Below are 17,850 nucleotides of genomic sequence, written 5' to 3' on the forward strand. Positions count from 1 at the left end.
CGCGACCACGACTCCACCGCGGAGGCACCGGAGGTACCGGCCGCGGTGGCCACCAATGAGTCGAACATGCATTCGAATTTACGCTCGGCGGCCGGAGCCTGTGCCGGGAATTTCGCCGTAGACGCCGATCTGGGGATGAATCACGGACTGTGCATGACCCTTGGGTCAAGGCCCAATAATGTCGGTCCGGCATGCTAAGCGCGTGCCAAAGAAGGCGCCCGCTGCGCACAATTCAGCGCCATCGGCTAGTTGACGCAGGGGATTCCGCTGCCGCTGATGGGCAATCCTTGATCAGGGGCGGGCGGGTCCGAGCTGCCGACGTCGATGCCCAACGCCTCGCCACCCGACGGCGCCGTGGCCAAGCTGGCGAGGTCGGTCGGCAGGGCGTAGCCGTCGCCAAGGACCACCCGAACGCGACCGGGAGCCAGGTCGACGACTGGCTGCGGGGCCGCGCTGATCTCCAGCGCGGTCGCGACGGCCTGCGCGGCGGGCTCGCCACCCGTTCCGAACTCGACGACGGTCGCCGGCGACTGACCGCGCCCGCCGAGACTCAGTTCCCCTTCGTGATAACCCTGATGGCTCAAGATGTTCGACGCCTCGGTGGCCAGACCGCGAACGCCGCTGGCGTTGACGACGTCCACGGTGACGTCGGCCGGAGCCACCGGAACCGGCGTCGCCGACGGGTCGCCGAAGGTCGTCTTGACGAGGGCGCGGATCGTCGCGGGGTCGACGATGTTGACGTCCTGGCCGTAGACCGTGTCGTACCGCACCACCGGAAGGGTTTGGTAGTGCACCTCTTCCCCGGAGAGCGAGCCGATGCGCTGGAACAGGCTCTGATCCCAGCCGCTGGACAGCACGATGTCCTTGCGCGCCACGTCCATCAGCTCGTCGAGCTTCCCCATGTCGCTGAACGACCCGGAGCCCTGGAGTTGGCGGATCACCGAGATGAGGAACGCCTGCTGGCGGTGGGTGCGGTCGAGGTCCCCGTTGTCGAGGCCGTGCCGCTGCCTGACGAAGGCGAGCGCTTGGCGGGCGTCGAGGGTCTGGCGGCCTGCGGGAAAGTCGGCGCCGGAATAGCTGTCGTGCACCGCGTGGTTGAGGCAGACCTCGACTCCGCCGAGGCTGGCCGCGACGTCGTAGAACCCGGCGAGGTTGACCTCGGCGAAGTAGTCGATCGGGACGCCCGTCAGGGACCGCACCACCGCCAGCGTCGCCTTCCGGCCAGCTTCGCGGCCCTGCTTCTCCAGTTCGGCCCGATCGGTCTCGCCGTCGTCGACGAGCTTCTGTTCCTCGTCGGCCTTGGTCAGTCCGTAGGCTTCCTTGATCTTGATGTGGTCGTACCCAGGGACGATGCCCGTCACGCTCACGTAGTCGTCGCGCGGGATGGAGAACGCTTCGACGCTGCCGTCCTCGGCGAGGTGGACGAGGATCAGCGTGTTGGTGTTGTAGCCGCCGGAGCTGGAGTCGCCGGCATGCAGCTGGTCGAGCACGTCCTGCGGCAGGTCGTCGCCGTTCTGGTCCTTGCGCGAGTCCAGGCCGATCAGCAGGATGTTGACCGCCGCACCGGCGGAGTGCGGCGCGTCGGCTCCGAGGGCCTGCGACACCGTGATGCCGGTCAACATGCCATGCAGGGTCCACCAGCCGAAGCCCGTCACCGCCACCACCACGGCAGTGACGACCGCGAGCCCGCCGCGCAGGAGCCGCGCCACGGTGACGCGGGGCTGCCGCGAAGACGGCATCAGGTGACGCGCACGCTCACCCATCACCGCCGCCTTCGATTGGTAGCCACGCCCCACCATGCGGGAAGAACCTCGTGACTCGGCTGTGAAGGTGGTGAAAGTCACCCCCGGCGCATGGCGTGCCTTGCCGACTGTTCGGCCCAGGATACGTGGACCTGGCGGACCGTCGCCAGTCGACGAGACGGCCGTGAACGTCAGCGCAGAGTGAGCCAGAGCAAGCTGCCGGCACCGGCGACCACACAGTAGATCGCGAACGGTGTCAGTGTTCGGGTGTGGAAGTACTTGGTCAAGAATCTGACGGCGATGTAGGCGCTGACGAACGACGCAACGCTGCCGGTCAGAACCTGGCCGCCGATGCCAGAGCCCAACGGGCCGAACAGGTCTGGAAGCTTCAGCACGCCCGCCGCAAGAATGACCGGCGTCGCCAACAGGAACGAGAATCTCGCGGCCTCGTCATGGCTGAGTCCCCGGAGCAGTCCGGCCGTCATCGTGACACCCGACCGACTGATGCCGGGGAGCAGGGCCAGTGTCTGGGCGGCTCCGATGAGCGCACCGCGGGGCAGCGAGGTTCGAGAGAGACGTTCGTCGACACCGGTCGCGTCGTCGCGTCGTCGTCGCAGCCGCTCGCCCGCGTAGAGGACGGCGCCGTTGACGACGAGAAAGCCAGCCGCGGGAACGGGCTTGCCCAAGGTGGTGCGGAACGTGTGCTCCAGCGCGAGGCCGCACACTCCGACGGGAACGGTGCCGACCACCATCAACCACGCCAGTCGTTCGCCGGTGGTCTCGATTCTGCGGTACCGCAGCGACGTCCAGAAGCCGGTGACGATCTGCACCCAGTCCCGCCAGAAGAACACGAGCAGCGCCGTCGCGGTCGCCACGTGCAGACCGACGATGAATGCGAGGTACGGCGACCCCGGCGACGAGACGTTCAGATCGTCGGCCCACCGACCCCCGATCAGGGCGGGCACCAAGACCGAGTGTCCGAGGCTGGAGACGGGAAACAACTCCGTCACGCCCTGCAACAGACCGACCACAGTCGCTTCGAGATAGCTCAGACTGCTCACCGGCAAATGATGCAGCGCGGCGCTGTGAGTGCGCTGCGGGTCCGATTCAGAACGGGATCGCCGTGACCACCACCGACCGAAGGATCACCACGGCGACGAACACCACGGTGAACGCCAGGTCGATCGACATCGACCCCACACGGACGGGCCTCAGCACGCGCCGCACCGGTCCGAGCACCGGCTCGGTGATCCCGTGAGTCACCCTGCGCGCCTGATACATGCTGCTACTACGGCCAGTGTCCGGGGACAGCATCCCGGCCCAGTCGACGACCATTCTCGCGATCAGCACGATCTCGAAGAGCAACAGCGCGAAACTCAGCAGGCTGGCGATCATCGCACTCTCCTTTCCCGGCCCCGATTCTCTGCCCGATGCGTGAGAGCTGGCTGACATCAGGCTGAGACGGGACCGAGAAAGGACGTGCTCACACCTTGATCTCGCCCATCTCCGACCAGCCGGTCGCGTCGATCTCGTGGCTGATGATCAGCGGAGTCGACGCCAGGAAATCCGGTGCGGCGGCGACGAAGGTCTTGAAGTGCTCGCTGTTGACGTGCTCTCCGCCCGCGGCACCATCGCGGAACCCCTCCACCAACACGTATTCGGACGGATTCTCCAGGCTGCGGGACCATTCGTAGAACATGTTGCCCGGTTCCGCGCGGGTGGCGTTGGTGAAGTCGGCCACCAGATTCGGGAAGTTCTCGACGTGCTCGGGCTTGGGCGTGAACTTGACGACGATGAATATCACGGGGATCTCTCCTGCGTTAGGGGATGAGGATGGCTCGGCCACGGACGTTGCCGTTGTCGAGATCGCTGATGGCGGACTGGAAGTCGTCGAGGGCGTACTTCTGCGTGTGCAGGTTCACCGAACCGCGGGCGGCCAGCGCCATCAGATCGCACAGGTCGTTGTAGGACCCGACCAGGTTACCGATGAAGTTGATCTCACTGGAGACGATGTCGATGGTCGGGACGTCGATGTTCTCGCCGTAGCCCACCACGTAGTAGTCACCGGCGCCGCGCAGCATCGCCACGCCCTCGCGCGTCGCACCACCCTCGCCGACGAAGTCCACCACCGCCTCGGCACCGGCACCGCCGGTGAGCTCCAGCACCTGGTCCACCTGCGAACCGTCGGCGATCACCCCACGGTCGGCACCGATCGCCTCGGCCAACTTCAGCGCCTCGGGATTGCGGTCCACCACGATCAACTCCGCGGGGGTCAACGCCTTGAGCACCTGAATGCCGATGTGCCCCAACCCGCCCGCACCGATGATCACGCACTTGTCGCGGGGGGTCAGCCGCTTGGCTGCCTTGGCCGCCGCGTGATACGCCGTCAACCCCGCATCGGCCAGGGCGGCCACGTCAGAGGGCTCCAACGAATCGTCGATCTTCACCACGCTGCGCGCCGAGGTCTTCAGGTACTCGGCATAGCCGCCGTTGGTGTCGATCCCCGGGAACGCGTTGGCCTCGCAATGCACGTCGTCACCAGAACGGCACGCCCGGCACAGCCCACAGGTGATCAGCGGATGCACGATCACCTTGTCGCCCTCGGCGACGTTGGTGACCGCCGACCCCACCGACTGCACCCAGCCCGCGTTCTCGTGACCGATCGTGTACGGCAGCGCGACCTGCGACTTCTCCGCCCACTGTCCTTCAAGGATGTGCAGATCGGTCCGGCACACCCCGGCCCCGCCAATCTTGACGACGACGTCGAACGGCCCCGTCGGCGTCGGGATCGGCACCTCGGCCATTTCCAAGTTCTGGTGGTAGCCGACGACCTGAACGGCTCTCATCGTCGTCATCAGTGTGTGTTCCTTCCAACGAGGGTCAGTTCTTGAGTGGTGTCGGGGTAGCGGGTCTTGAGCAGTCCCCGACAGAAGTGTGCGTTCCCGTCGATCGAGATCCGGGTGGATCGCGCCCGGCGGAGCATCAGTGGGACGACGTCGGGCGCGTACCCGTTGCCGTGGTGGTCGACCATCACCAAATCGTCTGGTGCACAGGTCAACCCGATGCTGACGCGTCGTCTCAGCAGTGACGCGGTGGTGTCGAGGTCGGGCAGGTCGCGAATCACGACGGTGCCGGCGTCGGCAATCGGGCGCTCAGGATCGGCCCGCAGCATTTCCGTCAGGCAGCGTTCCATCGCGGCGGTGTGTGCCTTGCGCTGGAACGTCACCCGCAACTCCTCGAGGTCGTCTTCGGCCTCGACCCCGAACGTGCCGCGGTAGCCGGCATCCGCCGCCAAGCCGGCGTTGATGATCTCGGAATCGTGGTGGTCGTCGAGCTCGACCGTTACACGCCGGGTCCAATCCAGCGCTACCAGAACGTCTTTGGCGTCCGACACCATCAGGTAGGCGAAGTTGGGTGCGCAGAACGACGTGGGCAGCCGCAGGTGCACCTCGAGATCACCGTCGGGTGACACGTCCACGGTGTGGACGAACCCGAGGTCGGTGATCGGTTCGTCCAGTTCGGGATCGATCACGACGTCCAGCGCGCGAAGGATCGCCTCGCGCAACAGTTCCCGATCCATGTTAGGCCTCGACGAGGTCGTCGGCACCGCGCGGCCCGACGGCCGTCTCGTCCGCGTCGGCCAGTTGCAGCTCCGCCGGCACCTCGATGTCGTACATCTTGGCGGCGTTGAGCCCCAAGATCTTTCGCTTCTGATCGGTGGTGATCGGGGCGTACTCCGCCAGCTCGGCGGGGATCTGGAAGTCCACGAACTTCTCGATCAGCCACTTCGGCGTCCAGATCGCGTAGTCCGACGAGAACTGGATGCGGTCCTCGCCGATCCAGTAGAGCAGCTCGCCCATGATCTGACCGAAGTACTTCGGCCGGGTGTGGATGAACGGCATCGCCACCGCCAGTCCGGCGTGCACGTTGGGCTCCTGGGTGGCGATCCAGCAGAAGTCCTCGAGTCGCGGCAGTCCGCAGTGCTCGACGATGAAGTTCAGGTCGGTGAAGTCCGACGCCACGTGGTCGACGTCGGCAACGTCGAAGGCGTCGCGGTCCAGCGGGCGGATCGTCGGGCCCTTGTGCACGTGGATGTTCTTGATGCCCAGCTCGCGGCAGGCCTCGAAGTACCGGTACGCCCACGGGTCGTCCAGACGCCAGCCGCGGGAGTCGCCATGCCATTCGGCGGTGTAGAGCTTGACGCCCTTCAGGTTGAAACGGCGTGCGTCGTCGCGCAGCTGGTCGAGCCCGGCCTCGCCGTTGCGGGGGTCGAAGTTGTGGTTGTAGGTCAGCTTGTCCGGATGGGCCTTCGCCAGTTCCGACGCTTCGTCGGTCTGCCCGAAGCCCTTGTAGTAGAACTCCCCGAGCTGGGCGGGCTGGAAGATCGCGTGGTCTACGTACCCGTCCTCGAACAGGTCCTTCATCAGGCGCTCCCCGCCCTGGTAGAGGTAGTCCTCGTAGCTCCACACCTGGTCCTCGGGCGACAGATTCCGGTGGTAGTCGTAGAAGCAATCGATGAACTGCTTGCCGTGGATGTTGCGTTGGTTCTCGGGCCGCGCGTCCCACAGGGCGACGTGGGCGTCGACGATGAAATAGCTGGTTCCGTCCTTGCGGTACATGCGGGCTCCTGGTGCGTCGTCAATGAGGTGTGAGGGCTGTCACACCGACTGACCGGAGCCTATGGGCGGCCGCCGACGCTGCCGAGAGAATTGACGTCTCAATCTGAGACTTCGGGCTCCGCTGCAGCTGGGCCGCCTCGGGCATGCTGCTTGTAACGTGGATCACAGCGTGGCTGACGGACTACCGGATCGAATGAAGCTGCACCAACTGCAGCACCGCGAGGCACCCGAGGTGCCCCGGCGACTGTTGGCGTCCTGGCAGCGCAGCGAGGGCTACGGCGTGCCGTCCGACAGCGTCGAACCCGTCTTCACCGGCACCGACAACCTGGAATCGCTGTTCGTCGAGTGCGGCAACGAAGTGCTCCTCGACCTGCATCGCACGCTGGCCGACGAACCGGTCAGCCTGATGCTGACCGACGCCGACGGCGTCGTGCTCTGCCGGATGAGCGGCGATCACGGCCTGCTGCAGGCCCTCGACGACGTGCACCTCGCGCCGGGCTTCGCGTACTCCGAACGCGACGTCGGCACCAACGGGTTGGGGTTGGCGCTGGCCGACCGCGCGCCGACGCTCATTCGCGCCGACCAGCACTACGCGATGAGCCTGTGCACGTTCACCTGTGCCGCCGTCCCGGTTCTCGACGCGTCCACCGGCCGGCTGGAGGGCTGCGTCAACCTGACGACCTGGTCCCAGTCGTCGAGTGAGCTGCTGCTGGCGTTGGCTAGGTCGGCGGCCAGCAACACCGCGGCCCTCATGCTGGCCAGGTCGAACGGCCGCCGCCCGCGCCCGACGCCACGCGGCCAGGTGTTTCGCGTCGAGATGCCCCGGCTCGAGCCCGGATCCGGGAGCCTGCACGACCTTTCGGAGTCGTGGAACGCCGCGGTGACGACGGCGGAACGGGCCATGGCCGCCGGCCACGTCGTCGCCGCCATCGGGGAACCCGGCGCCGGCCGGGCGACGCTGCTGGCGCAGGCGGCGCGGCACACCTACCCGCGCGACCGGATCCTCTCGGCCACCGCCCCGGGAGCCACGGACCTCGACACGTGGCTGGGGTTGTGGACGCCCGAGCTGGGCAAGGAGCACACCGCGGTGATCGTGCGCGACGTCGACCTGCTGCCGACGTGGGTGGCGGACCAGCTCAGGGATCTGGTGGTGCGGTCGAGTCGTGTCGCGGCGGTGCCCTTCGCGGTGACGGCCGAACGCTTCGAGGACATCCCCACCGCGCTGGCGGGTCTCGTCGACGCCGTCGTCGAGGTTCCACCGCTGCGCGACCGGCCGGAAGACGTGCTGCCGCTCGCCGCACACATCGCCAAGCGTGCGCGGGGCCGTGACGTCGTCGTCACCCCGGCGGCGGTGCGCGCCCTGCAGAGCCACGGCTGGCCGGGCAACGTCGACCAGCTCGCCAGGGTCGTCGCCCACGCCGCGGGCCGGACCGACGTCGTCGACGTGGGCAGCTTGCCGCCCGAGGTCCTCGCGGGGCCGTCACGACACCTGTCCCGCATCGAGGCGTTCGAACGCGGCGAGATCATCCGCGTGCTCTCGGCCCGCGGTGCTCCGACGATGGTCGAGGCTGCCCGCGAGCTTGGAATGAGTCGAGCGACGTTGTACCGCAAGATAAGTCAGTACGGAATCAGGGTGCGGGCGTAGCCCGACCGGCCCGGCGCTAGGCCCCTCGGTAGGACTGACCGTGCGGCTCGACGCAGTGTTGGTCGGGGTCCTCGGCGCATACGTGGTCGACCTGAAGGGTGGTGTGGTCGATGTGGTGCCGCTCGTGCAGGATCCGCTCGAGTTCACCGCGGATGGCGTGGCAATCGGCTCCGTCGGCGACGATCACGTGGGCCGACAGCGCCGCCTCGCCCGACGTGATCTGCCAGATGTGCAGGTCGTGCACCTCTGCCACCGCGCCGACCTCGGCGAGCTCGGCGCCGACGGCGGCGGGGTCGACGCTCTCGGGGGCTGCCTCCAGGAAGATGCGACCGCTTGCGCGGACCAGGCCCCAGCCGGCCTTGACCATGAGCGCCGCCACCACCAGCGCGGCGATGGCGTCGGCGCGGGCGAAGCCGGTCAGCCAGACGACGGCGCCGGCGATCGCCGTGGCGATGAAGGCGTACAGGTCGTTGAGGATGTGTTGGTAGGCGCCCTCGACGTTGAGGCTCGAGCGGTTGGCCCGGCTGATGCACCACGTGGCGGCGACGTTGACGACGATGCCGACCAGTGCGGTGACGAAGACCAGCAAGCCCTCGACCTCGCCGGGTTCGATCAGGCGTCGGATGCCTTCGAAGACGAAGTAGGCGGCGAGCAGCAACAGGGTGATGCCGTTGGCCTGGGCAGAGAGGATCTCGGCGCGCTTGAGTCCGTAGGTGTAGCCGCCGCGCGCCGGCCTGGCGGCGAGGCGGATGGCGATCAGCGCCAAGACGATCGACACGGCGTCGGTGAGCATGTGCCCGGCGTCGGTGATCAAGGCCAGCGAGCCGGCGATGACGCCCACGACCACTTCGGCGGCCATGAACCCGACGATCAGGATCAGGGCCAGTGTCAACCACTTTCGGTCGGCGTCGGCCGACACCCCGTGCGAGTGCCCCCCATGGCCGTGATCGTGCGCAGTCTCTCCCATGGCAGCGAGCATACATCCACACATGCGAATGTTGGCATGTATCCCGTCGGGCAATCTACTATGCTGCTACGTAGATGCTGTGCCGACCGGAGACGTGCCCTTGACCCCCCAACGCCGACGCCGTGCCGCGGTTCTCACCGCGATCGCCGTCATAGCCGCTTTCACCTCCACCACCGCCGACGCCCGTCTCCGCGATCGCACGGAGCGCACTGCCGCACCCGCGGAACCGGCCGCCGCCGCGGAACCGCCCCGCCTCGCCGTCCATCCGCCGGCGGACGCGCGCGACGTCGTCCCCACCGGTGCCACTTGGGTCGAGGCTCACTCGGGCACTCTCGTCGACGTCCGGCTGGTCAACGAGGAGGGCCGGGCCGTCGCCGGTGCGATGACGCCCGGCGCCACCGCCTGGCGTCCCGCCGAGCCCCTCGGGTACGGGCGCACGTACACGTTGACGGCGACCGGTCGTGGCACCGACGCCACCACCGCGACCCGGACGACCCGGTTCTCGACGGTGGTGCCGGAGAAGCAGACCGGCGTCACGTTGACCACGACGTCCGGTGCTGAATTACGCGACGGCGCAACGTATGGCGTCGGAACGGTGATCGTGGCGCGCTTCGACTCGCCGATCGCGGACAGGGCGGCGGCGGAGCGGCGGATGCAGGTCACGACCACTCCGCCCGTGGTGGGAGCGTGGTCGTGGGTTGACGACCAGAAGGCGCACTGGCGACCGCGGGACTACTTTCCGCCCAACACCACCGTGCGCGTCGCGGCGGGCATCTACGGTGCCGAGCTCGGCGACGGAATCTACGGCCAGGAGGACAGAAGCGTCGGCTTCAGGATCGGGCCGTCCCACGTCACCATCGCCGACGACGTCACCAAGCAGGTCAGCGTGTACGTCGACGGCAAGCTCGTCAGGACCATGCCGACGTCGATGGGCCGAGGCGGCACCGAAACCGTTGGGGGCAAGACGATTGCGTTCTGGACCCAGCCCGGCGTCTACACCGTGATGGACAAGGCGAACCCCGTGATGATGGACTCCTCCACCTACGGACTGCCGGTGAACTCCGCGTCGGGCTACCGAATCAGCGTTCCCTATGCGACGCGCATCAGCCCCGACGGCATCTACCTCCACGAGCGGGAGGCGACGGTCTGGGCACAGGGCAACACAAACGTCTCGGCGGGCAGTCTGAACCTCAGCGCCGAGGACGCCCGCTGGTTCTACGAATTCTCCCAGCCGGGTGACGTCGTCGAGATTCGCAACACCGGCGGGAAGCCGCTAGAACAGTGGCAGAACGGCGACTGGAGCGTTCCGTGGCGAGAGTGGCTGCAGGGCAGCACACTTCGCGGCTGACGCTACTTCTTGTCGGTGGCCCGAGTGCGGTAGGCGTCGATGACCTCGGACCGAAGACGCCCGCGCGGACCGACGTCTAAACCGTTGTCGATGGCCCACTTTCGCGCCTTGGTCGACTCGGAGGAGTCGTTCTTCGGCTGTGCGGCACGCGCCCGGCGGTTCGACGAACGACGGCTGGCCTCGATCCAGCTACTCATGGTCTTGCGTAGCTTGGCCGCGTTCTTCTCGGACAGGTCGATCTCGTAGCGGGAACCGTCGATGGTGAACGTCACCGTCTCGGATGCAGCGGTTCCGTCGATGTCGTCGACCCATTCGACGACGGTCTTCTTTGCCACTGGCCGCCAACCCTCCTCGCGCTCATGGTGTTATCGGAAATGAGGCCATGATAGCGAACGACGCACTGGCTCAACGCGACTACCTCTCGAAGCACTACTTGAAGCGGTTGTAGCAAAGATCCGCGTCGCCGCCGAGGCCGGACCGGAAGGCAACGATTCTGGTGAAGCCGGCAGGTACCGTCTCGCCGTTGACGTTGCTCGCCACCATGCCGTTGGTCAGCAGTCCCGCCACGGCCTCGTCGAGGTCGCCCGCGGTCAAGGTCAACGCCAGGCCCGCATTTTCCGACATGGCGCGCTGCGCGACTCCCGTCACGCACGCCGTGCGCAACGCGGCGGTCGCACTGTCGAGCGGCACGCCGCGCTCGTGTTCGATCGCCAGCGCGTACCGCGACGTGACGACGGACAGTGCGGTGTTGTCGCCCTGCAGCAAGGTGTAGTCCTCGCGATCCGACGGCCTGCCCATCTCCGCCAGTGTCGGCACGTCGACGAAGATGGTGTTGCTCTGAGGGCAGTAGGACGCCGCCGGACTTGGCTTGGCGTCGGAGCACTCCGGCGGGTCGAACGACAGCTTGGGAGCCTCGGCCGGTTGGAAGACCGTGCCGAGCACGTCGACCAGTGACGTGACGACGTCCCTGGTTATCTCGACGTCGCCGGACGTCGGATCGCCGCCGTTCTCCTCGGGAAGCGTCAACGGCAGATCGCCACGCCGTTCGGTGATCTCGTCCATGTCGATCTTGCCGCACTCGGACGCACCCGAGGTGAAGCCGATCTGGAACGCGCTGATCCGGTCGAGCGCGGTGCCGTGGCCCTGCTCGAGATACGGCGCGTCGTCGGCGACGTACGTTGGGTCGCGCAGCGTGAGTACGCCCGCCAGAACGTGATTGAGACCGTCGCCGGTACTGAGCCGGAACCGAGGCGACTTACCCTCGGCTACCCACCGAATATAGGTCCCTGCAAGGCAATCCGCCTGCTGTTCACTCACCAGTGTGGTGGTGTTTTCGTCGACGAGCTGCGCCATGTCTTGGACCGCGTGCCCGTACTCGTGGGCGAGCAGGGCGGCGATCGACGTGTCGCCGAAGAACTGCTGTCCCAGCGGTACCAGGACGCCGCGGTCCCACGCGATGAGATGGTCTGGCGGACAAAACAACGCGTTCGGGTTGTCGTAGGTTTCGCCCCCACAGATCTCCGGACTGGACGGGCTCTCGGAGTTGTATGACTCGAGATCCTGGACCGGGGTGAAGGATCCGTCGAACGCGTCGGAGTAGTTCTTCTCCCAGAACTCCGCGACGTCGTCGACTCCGAGCGTCGCGAGCTTGTCGGCATCGCCACCGTCGCCGCCCTTCACCTGACCCTGGGGTGCGGGGCTGTCCTCGCGGATGCCGCTTGGGCCGTCCTCGGCGGGCAGGCCGCCGGCGCGGAACGGGTCGTAGAGGGGCGAGACCGCCACACCCGGTGTGGTCGACGCGCACCCGGCGAGCAGCAGCGCCACGCTCGCGGCGATCAGTGCCGCCTTCAATGAGCCCATGGGTTTACGTCCCGCTTCGTCCACGCACCGAATGATCACACGAAATGCGAGGGTATACCGGCGAGCCCAACGGCATCCCGGTGACGGCGCGAGCCACAGTCGCTGGTAGGGATACCACATGGGCAAGAATCAACGTTCGAACATCGTGATGAGCGACGACGAGATCGTCGAGTTCGTCGAACGTAGTCGCACCGCGACCATGGCGACGCTGTCGGCCGACGGCAGACCGCATCTGGTCGCCATGTGGTACGCAGTGGTCGACGGCGACATTTGGCTCGAGACCAAGGCCAAGTCGCAGAAGGCGGTCAACCTCCGCCGCGATCCCCGACTCACGCTGATGATCGAGGACGGCGACACCTACGACACCCTGCGTGGGGTGTCGTTCGACGGCCAGGCCGAGATCGTCGACGACGACCCGGATCTGCTTCTGCGCGTGGGCATTAGCGTCTGGGAGCGCTACACCGGGCCCTACACCGAGGACATGAAGCCGTTCGTCGACCAGATGATGAACAACCGGATCGCGGTGCGCTTGGTGCCAACCAGGACGCGCAGCTGGGACCACCGCAAGCTGGGCATGCCCGAGATGCCGGTGTCGGGGTCGACCGCGCAGTACCTGAGCTGACACGGCCCGATCAGCTCATGGGGTTGGGCGCGAACCCCGGGTTCGCCAGCGTCGTCGCGGTGGCAGTCCCGATCTGCCCTCGCGCGTCGAACAACGCAGCCGTGCCGGTCCCGATGCCGTCGTGGCCGGTGAACGACATGGCGGCGAGCCCAATGTCGGAGCCCTCCGGGAGTCGACTCAACGTCAGCGTGTAGTCCGCGTTGATGTAGTTCAACCCGGTTGTGCCGTAATGGGTCAACGAACTGGCCACGTCACCGGCCATCGACGCGCGGACGAACGGCGTCGTCGGCACACCGTCGACCAGCGGTGCCAGGTCACGGACCCACACGAACTTCGGGCCGTCGTGCTGCCATTGCGTCAGGTCGAAGGCGGCGCCTGCGACGTCGTGGTTCCTGCCGTACGCCCAGACGAGCATCGGTGCGCCAGTGGCGGGCAACGTGGCCTCCGGTGGCAGCGGCGGCATCATCGTGGTCGTCGACCAGACCTGCCCCGACGGTTGATCGCCCCTGCGCAAGAACAACGCCGTCGCACGGGCGACGACCGTGTCCTGCTGCAGCAACTCGGCTTCGACGAGGGTGAGCCGTTTGCCACTTCGCACGACTCGCGTGCGACCGCACAGCGGTGCCAACGCAGCGGGCCGCAGCAGATCGACGGTGAGGCGCGCGGGCTGCAGCTCGTGATCACCGATCGCCAATTCCGCCACGTGCCCGACGACGCCTCCGACGAAGTTGCCGCTGACCGTAGGACCCCACGGGCCCTTGGCCATGGCGGTGGGTACGAAGTGGTCGCCGTCGGTGGTGAAGAACGCCGGCGGCACACGTGTCGTCATGGGAGGCGACGATAGCCGGGGGAGCTGGGTCAGGTTGCGTCGGTGATGTCCGCGAACTCGGGGTGCTTTTCGATGTAGTCGGCGACCATCGAGCACTCCGGCACCACCCGAAGCCCCGCCTCCCGCGTGGCGCGCAATGCCTCGGCGACGAGGATCGTAGCCAGTCCACGCCCCTGGAAGTTCGGATTCACCTCGGTGTGCGGGAAGGTGCGTCGTCCGTCACGGTCGAAGAAGTCGGCCAGGCCGACGTTCTCGCCGTCGACCGCGATCACGAAGCGGTCGGCCTCGCTGGTGACGGTGGTCTCCGCGCCGGTCTTGTCGGTGGTCTTCAGGGTGGTCATCGGTCTCCCAGGGTCAGCGGTTCGGACGGGGAAGCAGTGTCGAGTTGGGCAGCGGCGGGGCGGCCAATCGTCCACCCGGATAGCCGCTGACCGAACCGAATCGTTCGTCGTGCTGCTCCCATTGGCGACGGTAGCCGATGATCTCGTCGTGGCTGCGGCCGACGAAGTTCCACCACATGATTAGTTCCTCGGTGAAGGGAATTCCGCCGAGCAACAGCATCCGCGCCGGGCCGCCACCACCGTTGGTCAGCCGGACGACGTCGTGACCGGGCGACTGGTACCAGAGGTCGGCCACGCCGAGGGCCGTCCCTCCGGCGCGTAGCTCGCCCTCGTCGAGCAGGACCCCGTGCTCGAAGGCCGGGTCGACGGCGAGCTCGACGACACCGCCGGGTGCGAGGTCGACCTGGGCACCCACCAACGGCGTGAAGGTGTGCACCGGAGAACGGACGCCACCGACCTCGCCGAGGAAGACCCGTACCTCCGCGTCACCCACGGTCTGGACGGTCGGGGTGAAGTGGACGAAGTCGCGGCCGGTGTTTCGGTCGGCGTCGGGCAGGGCCACCCACAACTGCACGCCGTGAAGGATGCGCGCGCTGGGGACGGACACCTCCGAATGGCAGATGCCCGCGCCGGCGGTCATCAGGTTGAGCTCGCCGGGCCGCACCATGGCGTGCACTCCTGCGCTGTCCCGATGCTCGATCTGGCCGCTGAACAACCAGCTGACGGTCTGCAGTCCGGTGTGCGGGTGCGGGGGCACGTCCATTCCCGTGCCCGCTCCGACGTCGTGTGGACCGTAGTGGTCGGCGAAGCACCACGCACCGATGAGGGATCGTTGCCGTTGTGGCAGGGTGCGGCGGACCCGAATGGCCCGCGGCCCGCCAAGGGGTACTTCGCGCGGATGCAGGACGCCGGTGAAACGTGATGCACCGCAGGCGACTTGATCCGGCGTCGTCTCGGTGTTGCTCACCCCGCCAGACTAGCGGCGGCCCACCCCCGTCACCCCGTCATCGCCGTCCGGATCGCCTCGAAGTCACTCGCCTCGATCTTGAACACCCCTGACCGGAAGCGATATCCCCACTGAGTCTTGTTCTCGATGAAGTCGAGCTTCTCGATGAGCGGGCGGATCGGTGTCTCGGTGCAGGGCAGGAACTCGACCCGCCGGCGCCAGGGTTGGAACTGCGGGTCGAAGTCCTCCTGGTAGACCTCGTCGTCGGCCACTCGGCCGATGGCGGTGAACGCTTGCAGTGGCGCGCCGTCGGGGTAGTCGGTCTTCGGCGAATAGAAGACGATCCAGTCGTCGCGGGCCATTCGTCGAAGCATGTGCGGCTTGCCGTGGTTGGCCTGGGTGAAGCCGCCCGCGACTCCCCGCGTCACGTGCCCCCGGCTGACGGTGTTGATCCAATATGTGGTCATGTCGGCCAAGCTACGAGCGGCCCACGACAAGACCCCGACTTCTTCGGAAAGTTATCCACAGGTCCGCAAACGGGCCCGGAAAGCCCAAAGCCGCCGATGCGAGTGCATCGGCGGCTCAGGCGACGGTGCCACCATGGCGCCTCACGGCAAGTGGTCGCTCTAGGCGACGAATTTAGTTGGTACCCGGGGCATGAGTGACACCGTCGCCAAGAGTCTAACCGCTGACCCACAGTTGGGTATTCCGAACCGGCGACCCCTCGACGCCGATCCGCCGTCGCCTGCGCGTTGATCAGGCAGATTCCAAGAACTGCTCGACGAAGATTCGCCGAGCGCGAACGGGATAGCCGTGGCGTTCGGCCAACTCGCGGAGTTGTCGGAGCGCGTGACCGCGGCCGCGACCCGACTCCGGGATCACGATGCCCGCCCACAGCCCCTCTGCCTTCGGCAGTTCGACCGCCTCGCGAGCGCAGGCCCACCGGCGGGGGCACATCCGGCAGATGGACTTGGCGTCCTCGTCGGCCACGGTGGTCCACCGCTCGGGGTCCTTGGTGCACTCACCGAGGGGTAATCCGTCGAGTCCGACGGGATTCGTTGCAGCCAGTCCGATCCCGGAAACCTTCATGTCGTACTCCTCGTTCAGAGCGTCGCAGTCGGGTGCGTCGCGATGGCGCAAATGTATAGCAGTAACCGTAGCGTTGCAACAGTTTGGAACTGAAGCGCTGGCGGCGGCCAAAGGGGCAGGCCAGATGTTGCCGAGCCACGTTGGCCTGAGCCGGTGGCAGTATCTGCAGTTCAGGAGCGAACGCGGACGCTTGCGAAGCGGATCGTCAGGGTTGCCGAGGGTTGACCGCAAGTCGTAGCGATGAGACAGTTCTGGGAGTTGAACCGCAGCGGTTGAACGTCGACTGCTACGGTCAGCTGGGCCGTCAAACCCTTGCAGCGCGCGGCCGTCCCACCCCGTCTGTAGGCATCGAGGACCAGCCAGAGATGACCACCCCGGCCGACGATGACACCATCGTGGATCCGGGCATGGCGCGGGCGGGAGCGGCCGCCGCGGCCCGTCGGCGCGAACTGGACATCTCCCAGCGCAGCTTGGCCGCCGACGGGATCATCAACGCCGGTGCCCTCATCTCGTTCGAGAAGGGGCGGAGCTGGCCGCGCGACAAGACCCGGGCGAAGCTCGAAGAAGTGTTGCGCTGGCCGCCGGGCACGATCAACCGACTGCGGGCAGGCGCACCCGACGACGACCGCGCCGAGATGCCCACCCGGGGTCAGGCTTCCGGCGACGAGGGGTCGCTGATCGCCGAGGCCGTAGTTGCCGCCGTCAACACCCTCGGCTCCACGATCGACGCCCTGCCAGCCGCCGACGACCCCGCCTTCACCCCCCGTATCACCGCGATCCTGTCCGACCTCCGACAGCTCGAGGCGGTCGCGGCGCGGGCCACCCGCATCGGTCGCGTCACGCCCGCGCTCATCCGGGCGCTCAGCGCAGTCCGGCGCCGCATGGACGAGCTCACGATGCGGGCGGCTGCGGCGGAGCACGCCTCCCTAGGCCAGCGGCTCTACGCGGCCCGCCGCACCGCGAACCTCACCATCGGCGAGACCGCGCAGGCCGCGGGCGTGACGGAGGACGTCATCGCGGCAGCGGAGTCGGAGCAGCCCGTGCCCGCGTCGGCGGTGGGCGCCATCGAGGCGCTGATCGGTCAGCTCGACTGAGTCAGCGTCGGTCCCGACCGCGCTCGTCGTTGGCCGGGAAGTGCTCGGCAAGGGCGGCGGCGACCTCCACGAACTTGCGACGGGTCGGCGCGGACATCAACGCGGTGCCCTCGATGACGCCGCCGGGGCGAAGATGCGGGTCGAACGGAACCTCCACCACCACCTGCCCCTGCCCGGCGAACTGCTGAGCCAGGATCGCGCGAGTCCGCTTGTCGGCGTGACCATCCGAATCGTTGAGGACGACGACGGTGCGCCGTAGCAGACTCGTCAGCCCGCGGTTGGCCAGCCAGTCCATCGTCTGCCCGGCCGCCGCGGCACCGTCGACCCACGGGGACGAGACGACCACCAACGCGTCGAGGTCGCGAAGCACCTCCTGAGTGACGGGCGTGTCCATCGTCGAACTGCAGTCGACGATCGTGATGGAGAAGTAGCGGTCCAGCCGGGCCGCGGCCTCGCGGTAGATCGCGGGATCGAGGACACGTCTGCGGGCCGGGCTTGCCTCGCCGGCGAGGACGAACAGTCCCGCCGAGTTGTTGCCGACCCGGCTGCGCACGTCGGCGAACGTCTCGAGGTGCTGATCGGCTGCCAGCTCCCAATAGGAGCCCACCGCCTTCGGGTCGACGCGGCTGCCGAGCTTTCCGAACGCCGTGTCGGCGTCGATCGCCACCACGCGGTCCTCTTGGCGCAGTTCGGCGAACACCGAGCCGATGCTGGCCGACACGGTGGTCTTGCCGACGCCGCCCTTGCC

20 protein-coding genes are annotated in these 17,850 nt (G+C 67.3%); 4 read left to right on the plus strand and 16 right to left on the minus strand.

What is annotated here, in order from left to right; all coding sequences use genetic code 11:
* Nucleotides 1–245 precede the first annotated feature (245 nt).
* From B1790_RS31045 to B1790_RS31075, 7 genes are all read right to left on the minus strand, one after another.
* Entirely contained in the window at nucleotides 246–1,763 is a 1,518-nt protein-coding gene (locus tag B1790_RS31045) for an LCP family protein (RefSeq protein WP_079927127.1), read from the minus strand.
* A 170-nt stretch (nucleotides 1,764–1,933) separates the two neighbouring features.
* On the minus strand, nucleotides 1,934–2,803 hold the full coding sequence (locus tag B1790_RS31050) for an undecaprenyl-diphosphate phosphatase (RefSeq protein WP_079927128.1): 870 nt from the start codon (nucleotides 2,801–2,803) through the stop codon (nucleotides 1,934–1,936).
* A gap of 46 nt (nucleotides 2,804–2,849) precedes the next feature.
* Nucleotides 2,850–3,137, minus strand: coding sequence for a YggT family protein (locus B1790_RS31055; protein ID WP_079927129.1), 288 nt, complete (start codon nucleotides 3,135–3,137; stop codon nucleotides 2,850–2,852).
* A gap of 88 nt (nucleotides 3,138–3,225) precedes the next feature.
* On the minus strand, nucleotides 3,226–3,546 hold the full coding sequence (locus B1790_RS31060) for a putative quinol monooxygenase (protein WP_079927130.1): 321 nt from the start codon (nucleotides 3,544–3,546) through the stop codon (nucleotides 3,226–3,228).
* Between the two features lie 16 nt (nucleotides 3,547–3,562).
* On the minus strand, nucleotides 3,563–4,588 hold the full coding sequence (locus B1790_RS31065; RefSeq protein WP_079927143.1) for an NAD(P)-dependent alcohol dehydrogenase: 1,026 nt from the start codon (nucleotides 4,586–4,588) through the stop codon (nucleotides 3,563–3,565).
* Nucleotides 4,589–4,596: 8 nt separating this feature from the next.
* Complete coding sequence (locus B1790_RS31070) at nucleotides 4,597–5,322, minus strand: iron-sulfur cluster assembly protein (protein ID WP_079927131.1); 726 nt, start codon at nucleotides 5,320–5,322, stop codon at nucleotides 4,597–4,599.
* 1 nt (nucleotide 5,323) lies between these two features.
* Nucleotides 5,324–6,361 carry an amidohydrolase family protein gene (locus B1790_RS31075; protein WP_079927132.1) on the minus strand — a complete coding sequence of 346 codons (1,038 nt, stop codon included), beginning with the start codon at nucleotides 6,359–6,361 and terminating at the stop codon, nucleotides 5,324–5,326.
* Nucleotides 6,362–6,530: 169 nt separating this feature from the next.
* Here B1790_RS31075 and B1790_RS31080 point away from each other — a divergent pair, with 169 nt between their 5' ends.
* Nucleotides 6,531–8,006 (plus strand): GAF domain-containing protein, encoded by a 1,476-nt coding sequence (locus B1790_RS31080; protein WP_233165398.1) that lies wholly within the window; start codon nucleotides 6,531–6,533, stop codon nucleotides 8,004–8,006.
* A gap of 16 nt (nucleotides 8,007–8,022) precedes the next feature.
* Here the strand turns inward: B1790_RS31080 and B1790_RS31085 are convergent, their stop codons facing one another.
* Nucleotides 8,023–8,973: a cation diffusion facilitator family transporter gene (locus B1790_RS31085; RefSeq protein WP_079927144.1), complete on the minus strand. Its 951-nt coding sequence runs from the start codon at nucleotides 8,971–8,973 to the stop codon at nucleotides 8,023–8,025.
* Between the two features lie 94 nt (nucleotides 8,974–9,067).
* Between B1790_RS31085 and B1790_RS31090 the strand changes: the two genes are divergently transcribed.
* The gene (locus B1790_RS31090; protein ID WP_233165399.1) at nucleotides 9,068–10,321 is read left to right on the plus strand and encodes an Ig-like domain-containing protein; all 1,254 of its coding nucleotides are present in this window, start codon (nucleotides 9,068–9,070) and stop codon (nucleotides 10,319–10,321) included.
* 2 nt (nucleotides 10,322–10,323) lie between these two features.
* Here the strand turns inward: B1790_RS31090 and B1790_RS31095 are convergent, their stop codons facing one another.
* Both B1790_RS31095 and B1790_RS31100 read right to left on the minus strand, forming a co-directional pair.
* Nucleotides 10,324–10,656 (minus strand): Lsr2 family protein, encoded by a 333-nt coding sequence (locus B1790_RS31095; RefSeq protein WP_079927135.1) that lies wholly within the window; start codon nucleotides 10,654–10,656, stop codon nucleotides 10,324–10,326.
* Nucleotides 10,657–10,750: 94 nt separating this feature from the next.
* The gene (locus tag B1790_RS31100; protein WP_079927136.1) at nucleotides 10,751–12,181 is read right to left on the minus strand and encodes a peptidase; all 1,431 of its coding nucleotides are present in this window, start codon (nucleotides 12,179–12,181) and stop codon (nucleotides 10,751–10,753) included.
* A 118-nt stretch (nucleotides 12,182–12,299) separates the two neighbouring features.
* Between B1790_RS31100 and B1790_RS31105 the strand changes: the two genes are divergently transcribed.
* Complete coding sequence (locus B1790_RS31105) at nucleotides 12,300–12,803, plus strand: PPOX class F420-dependent oxidoreductase (RefSeq protein ID WP_079927137.1); 504 nt, start codon at nucleotides 12,300–12,302, stop codon at nucleotides 12,801–12,803.
* A 10-nt stretch (nucleotides 12,804–12,813) separates the two neighbouring features.
* On the opposite strand, the gene B1790_RS31110 is transcribed toward B1790_RS31105, so the two are convergent.
* The 5 genes from B1790_RS31110 to B1790_RS31130 form a co-directional block, all read right to left on the minus strand.
* A complete protein-coding gene (locus B1790_RS31110; protein WP_079927138.1) occupies nucleotides 12,814–13,632 on the minus strand; it encodes a thioesterase family protein in 819 nt (272 codons plus the stop codon).
* Between the two features lie 29 nt (nucleotides 13,633–13,661).
* A complete protein-coding gene (locus tag B1790_RS31115) occupies nucleotides 13,662–13,973 on the minus strand; it encodes a GNAT family N-acetyltransferase (RefSeq protein WP_079927139.1) in 312 nt (103 codons plus the stop codon).
* Nucleotides 13,974–13,986: 13 nt separating this feature from the next.
* Complete coding sequence (locus B1790_RS31120) at nucleotides 13,987–14,940, minus strand: pirin family protein (protein WP_079927140.1); 954 nt, start codon at nucleotides 14,938–14,940, stop codon at nucleotides 13,987–13,989.
* A gap of 29 nt (nucleotides 14,941–14,969) precedes the next feature.
* Nucleotides 14,970–15,386 carry an EVE domain-containing protein gene (locus B1790_RS31125; protein ID WP_079927141.1) on the minus strand — a complete coding sequence of 139 codons (417 nt, stop codon included), beginning with the start codon at nucleotides 15,384–15,386 and terminating at the stop codon, nucleotides 14,970–14,972.
* 289 nt (nucleotides 15,387–15,675) lie between these two features.
* A complete protein-coding gene (locus tag B1790_RS31130; protein ID WP_079927145.1) occupies nucleotides 15,676–16,008 on the minus strand; it encodes a WhiB family transcriptional regulator in 333 nt (110 codons plus the stop codon).
* Nucleotides 16,009–16,373: 365 nt separating this feature from the next.
* Here B1790_RS31130 and B1790_RS31135 point away from each other — a divergent pair, with 365 nt between their 5' ends.
* Entirely contained in the window at nucleotides 16,374–17,102 is a 729-nt protein-coding gene (locus tag B1790_RS31135) for a transcriptional regulator (protein ID WP_079927142.1), read from the plus strand.
* A 1-nt stretch (nucleotide 17,103) separates the two neighbouring features.
* On the opposite strand, the gene B1790_RS31140 is transcribed toward B1790_RS31135, so the two are convergent.
* On the minus strand, nucleotides 17,104–17,850 hold a 747-nt coding region (locus B1790_RS31140; protein WP_142271599.1), incomplete at its 5' end, for a MinD/ParA family protein.

This window comes from Mycobacterium sp. AT1, from assembly GCF_002043095.1.
Classification (GTDB): domain Bacteria; phylum Actinomycetota; class Actinomycetes; order Mycobacteriales; family Mycobacteriaceae; genus Mycobacterium.

Bases quoted from the DNA above. Each gene is read 5' to 3' on its own strand.
- B1790_RS31045 (WP_079927127.1), bottom strand. From the start codon at position 1,763: ATGGGTGAGCGTGCGCGTCACCTGATGCCGTCTTCGCGGCAGCCCCGC.
- B1790_RS31055 (WP_079927129.1), bottom strand. From the start codon at position 3,137: ATGATCGCCAGCCTGCTGAGTTTCGCGCTGTTGCTCTTCGAGATCGTG.
- B1790_RS31065 (WP_079927143.1), bottom strand. From the start codon at position 4,588: ATGAGAGCCGTTCAGGTCGTCGGCTACCACCAGAACTTGGAAATGGCC.
- B1790_RS31070 (WP_079927131.1), bottom strand. From the start codon at position 5,322: ATGGATCGGGAACTGTTGCGCGAGGCGATCCTTCGCGCGCTGGACGTC.
- B1790_RS31075 (WP_079927132.1), bottom strand. From the start codon at position 6,361: ATGTACCGCAAGGACGGAACCAGCTATTTCATCGTCGACGCCCACGTC.
- B1790_RS31085 (WP_079927144.1), bottom strand. From the start codon at position 8,973: ATGGGAGAGACTGCGCACGATCACGGCCATGGGGGGCACTCGCACGGG.
- B1790_RS31100 (WP_079927136.1), bottom strand. From the start codon at position 12,181: ATGGGCTCATTGAAGGCGGCACTGATCGCCGCGAGCGTGGCGCTGCTG.
- B1790_RS31105 (WP_079927137.1), top strand. From the start codon at position 12,300: ATGGGCAAGAATCAACGTTCGAACATCGTGATGAGCGACGACGAGATC.
- B1790_RS31110 (WP_079927138.1), bottom strand. From the start codon at position 13,632: ATGACGACACGTGTGCCGCCGGCGTTCTTCACCACCGACGGCGACCAC.
- B1790_RS31115 (WP_079927139.1), bottom strand. From the start codon at position 13,973: ATGACCACCCTGAAGACCACCGACAAGACCGGCGCGGAGACCACCGTC.
- B1790_RS31125 (WP_079927141.1), bottom strand. From the start codon at position 15,386: ATGACCACATATTGGATCAACACCGTCAGCCGGGGGCACGTGACGCGG.
- B1790_RS31130 (WP_079927145.1), bottom strand. From the start codon at position 16,008: ATGAAGGTTTCCGGGATCGGACTGGCTGCAACGAATCCCGTCGGACTC.
- B1790_RS31135 (WP_079927142.1), top strand. From the start codon at position 16,374: ATGACCACCCCGGCCGACGATGACACCATCGTGGATCCGGGCATGGCG.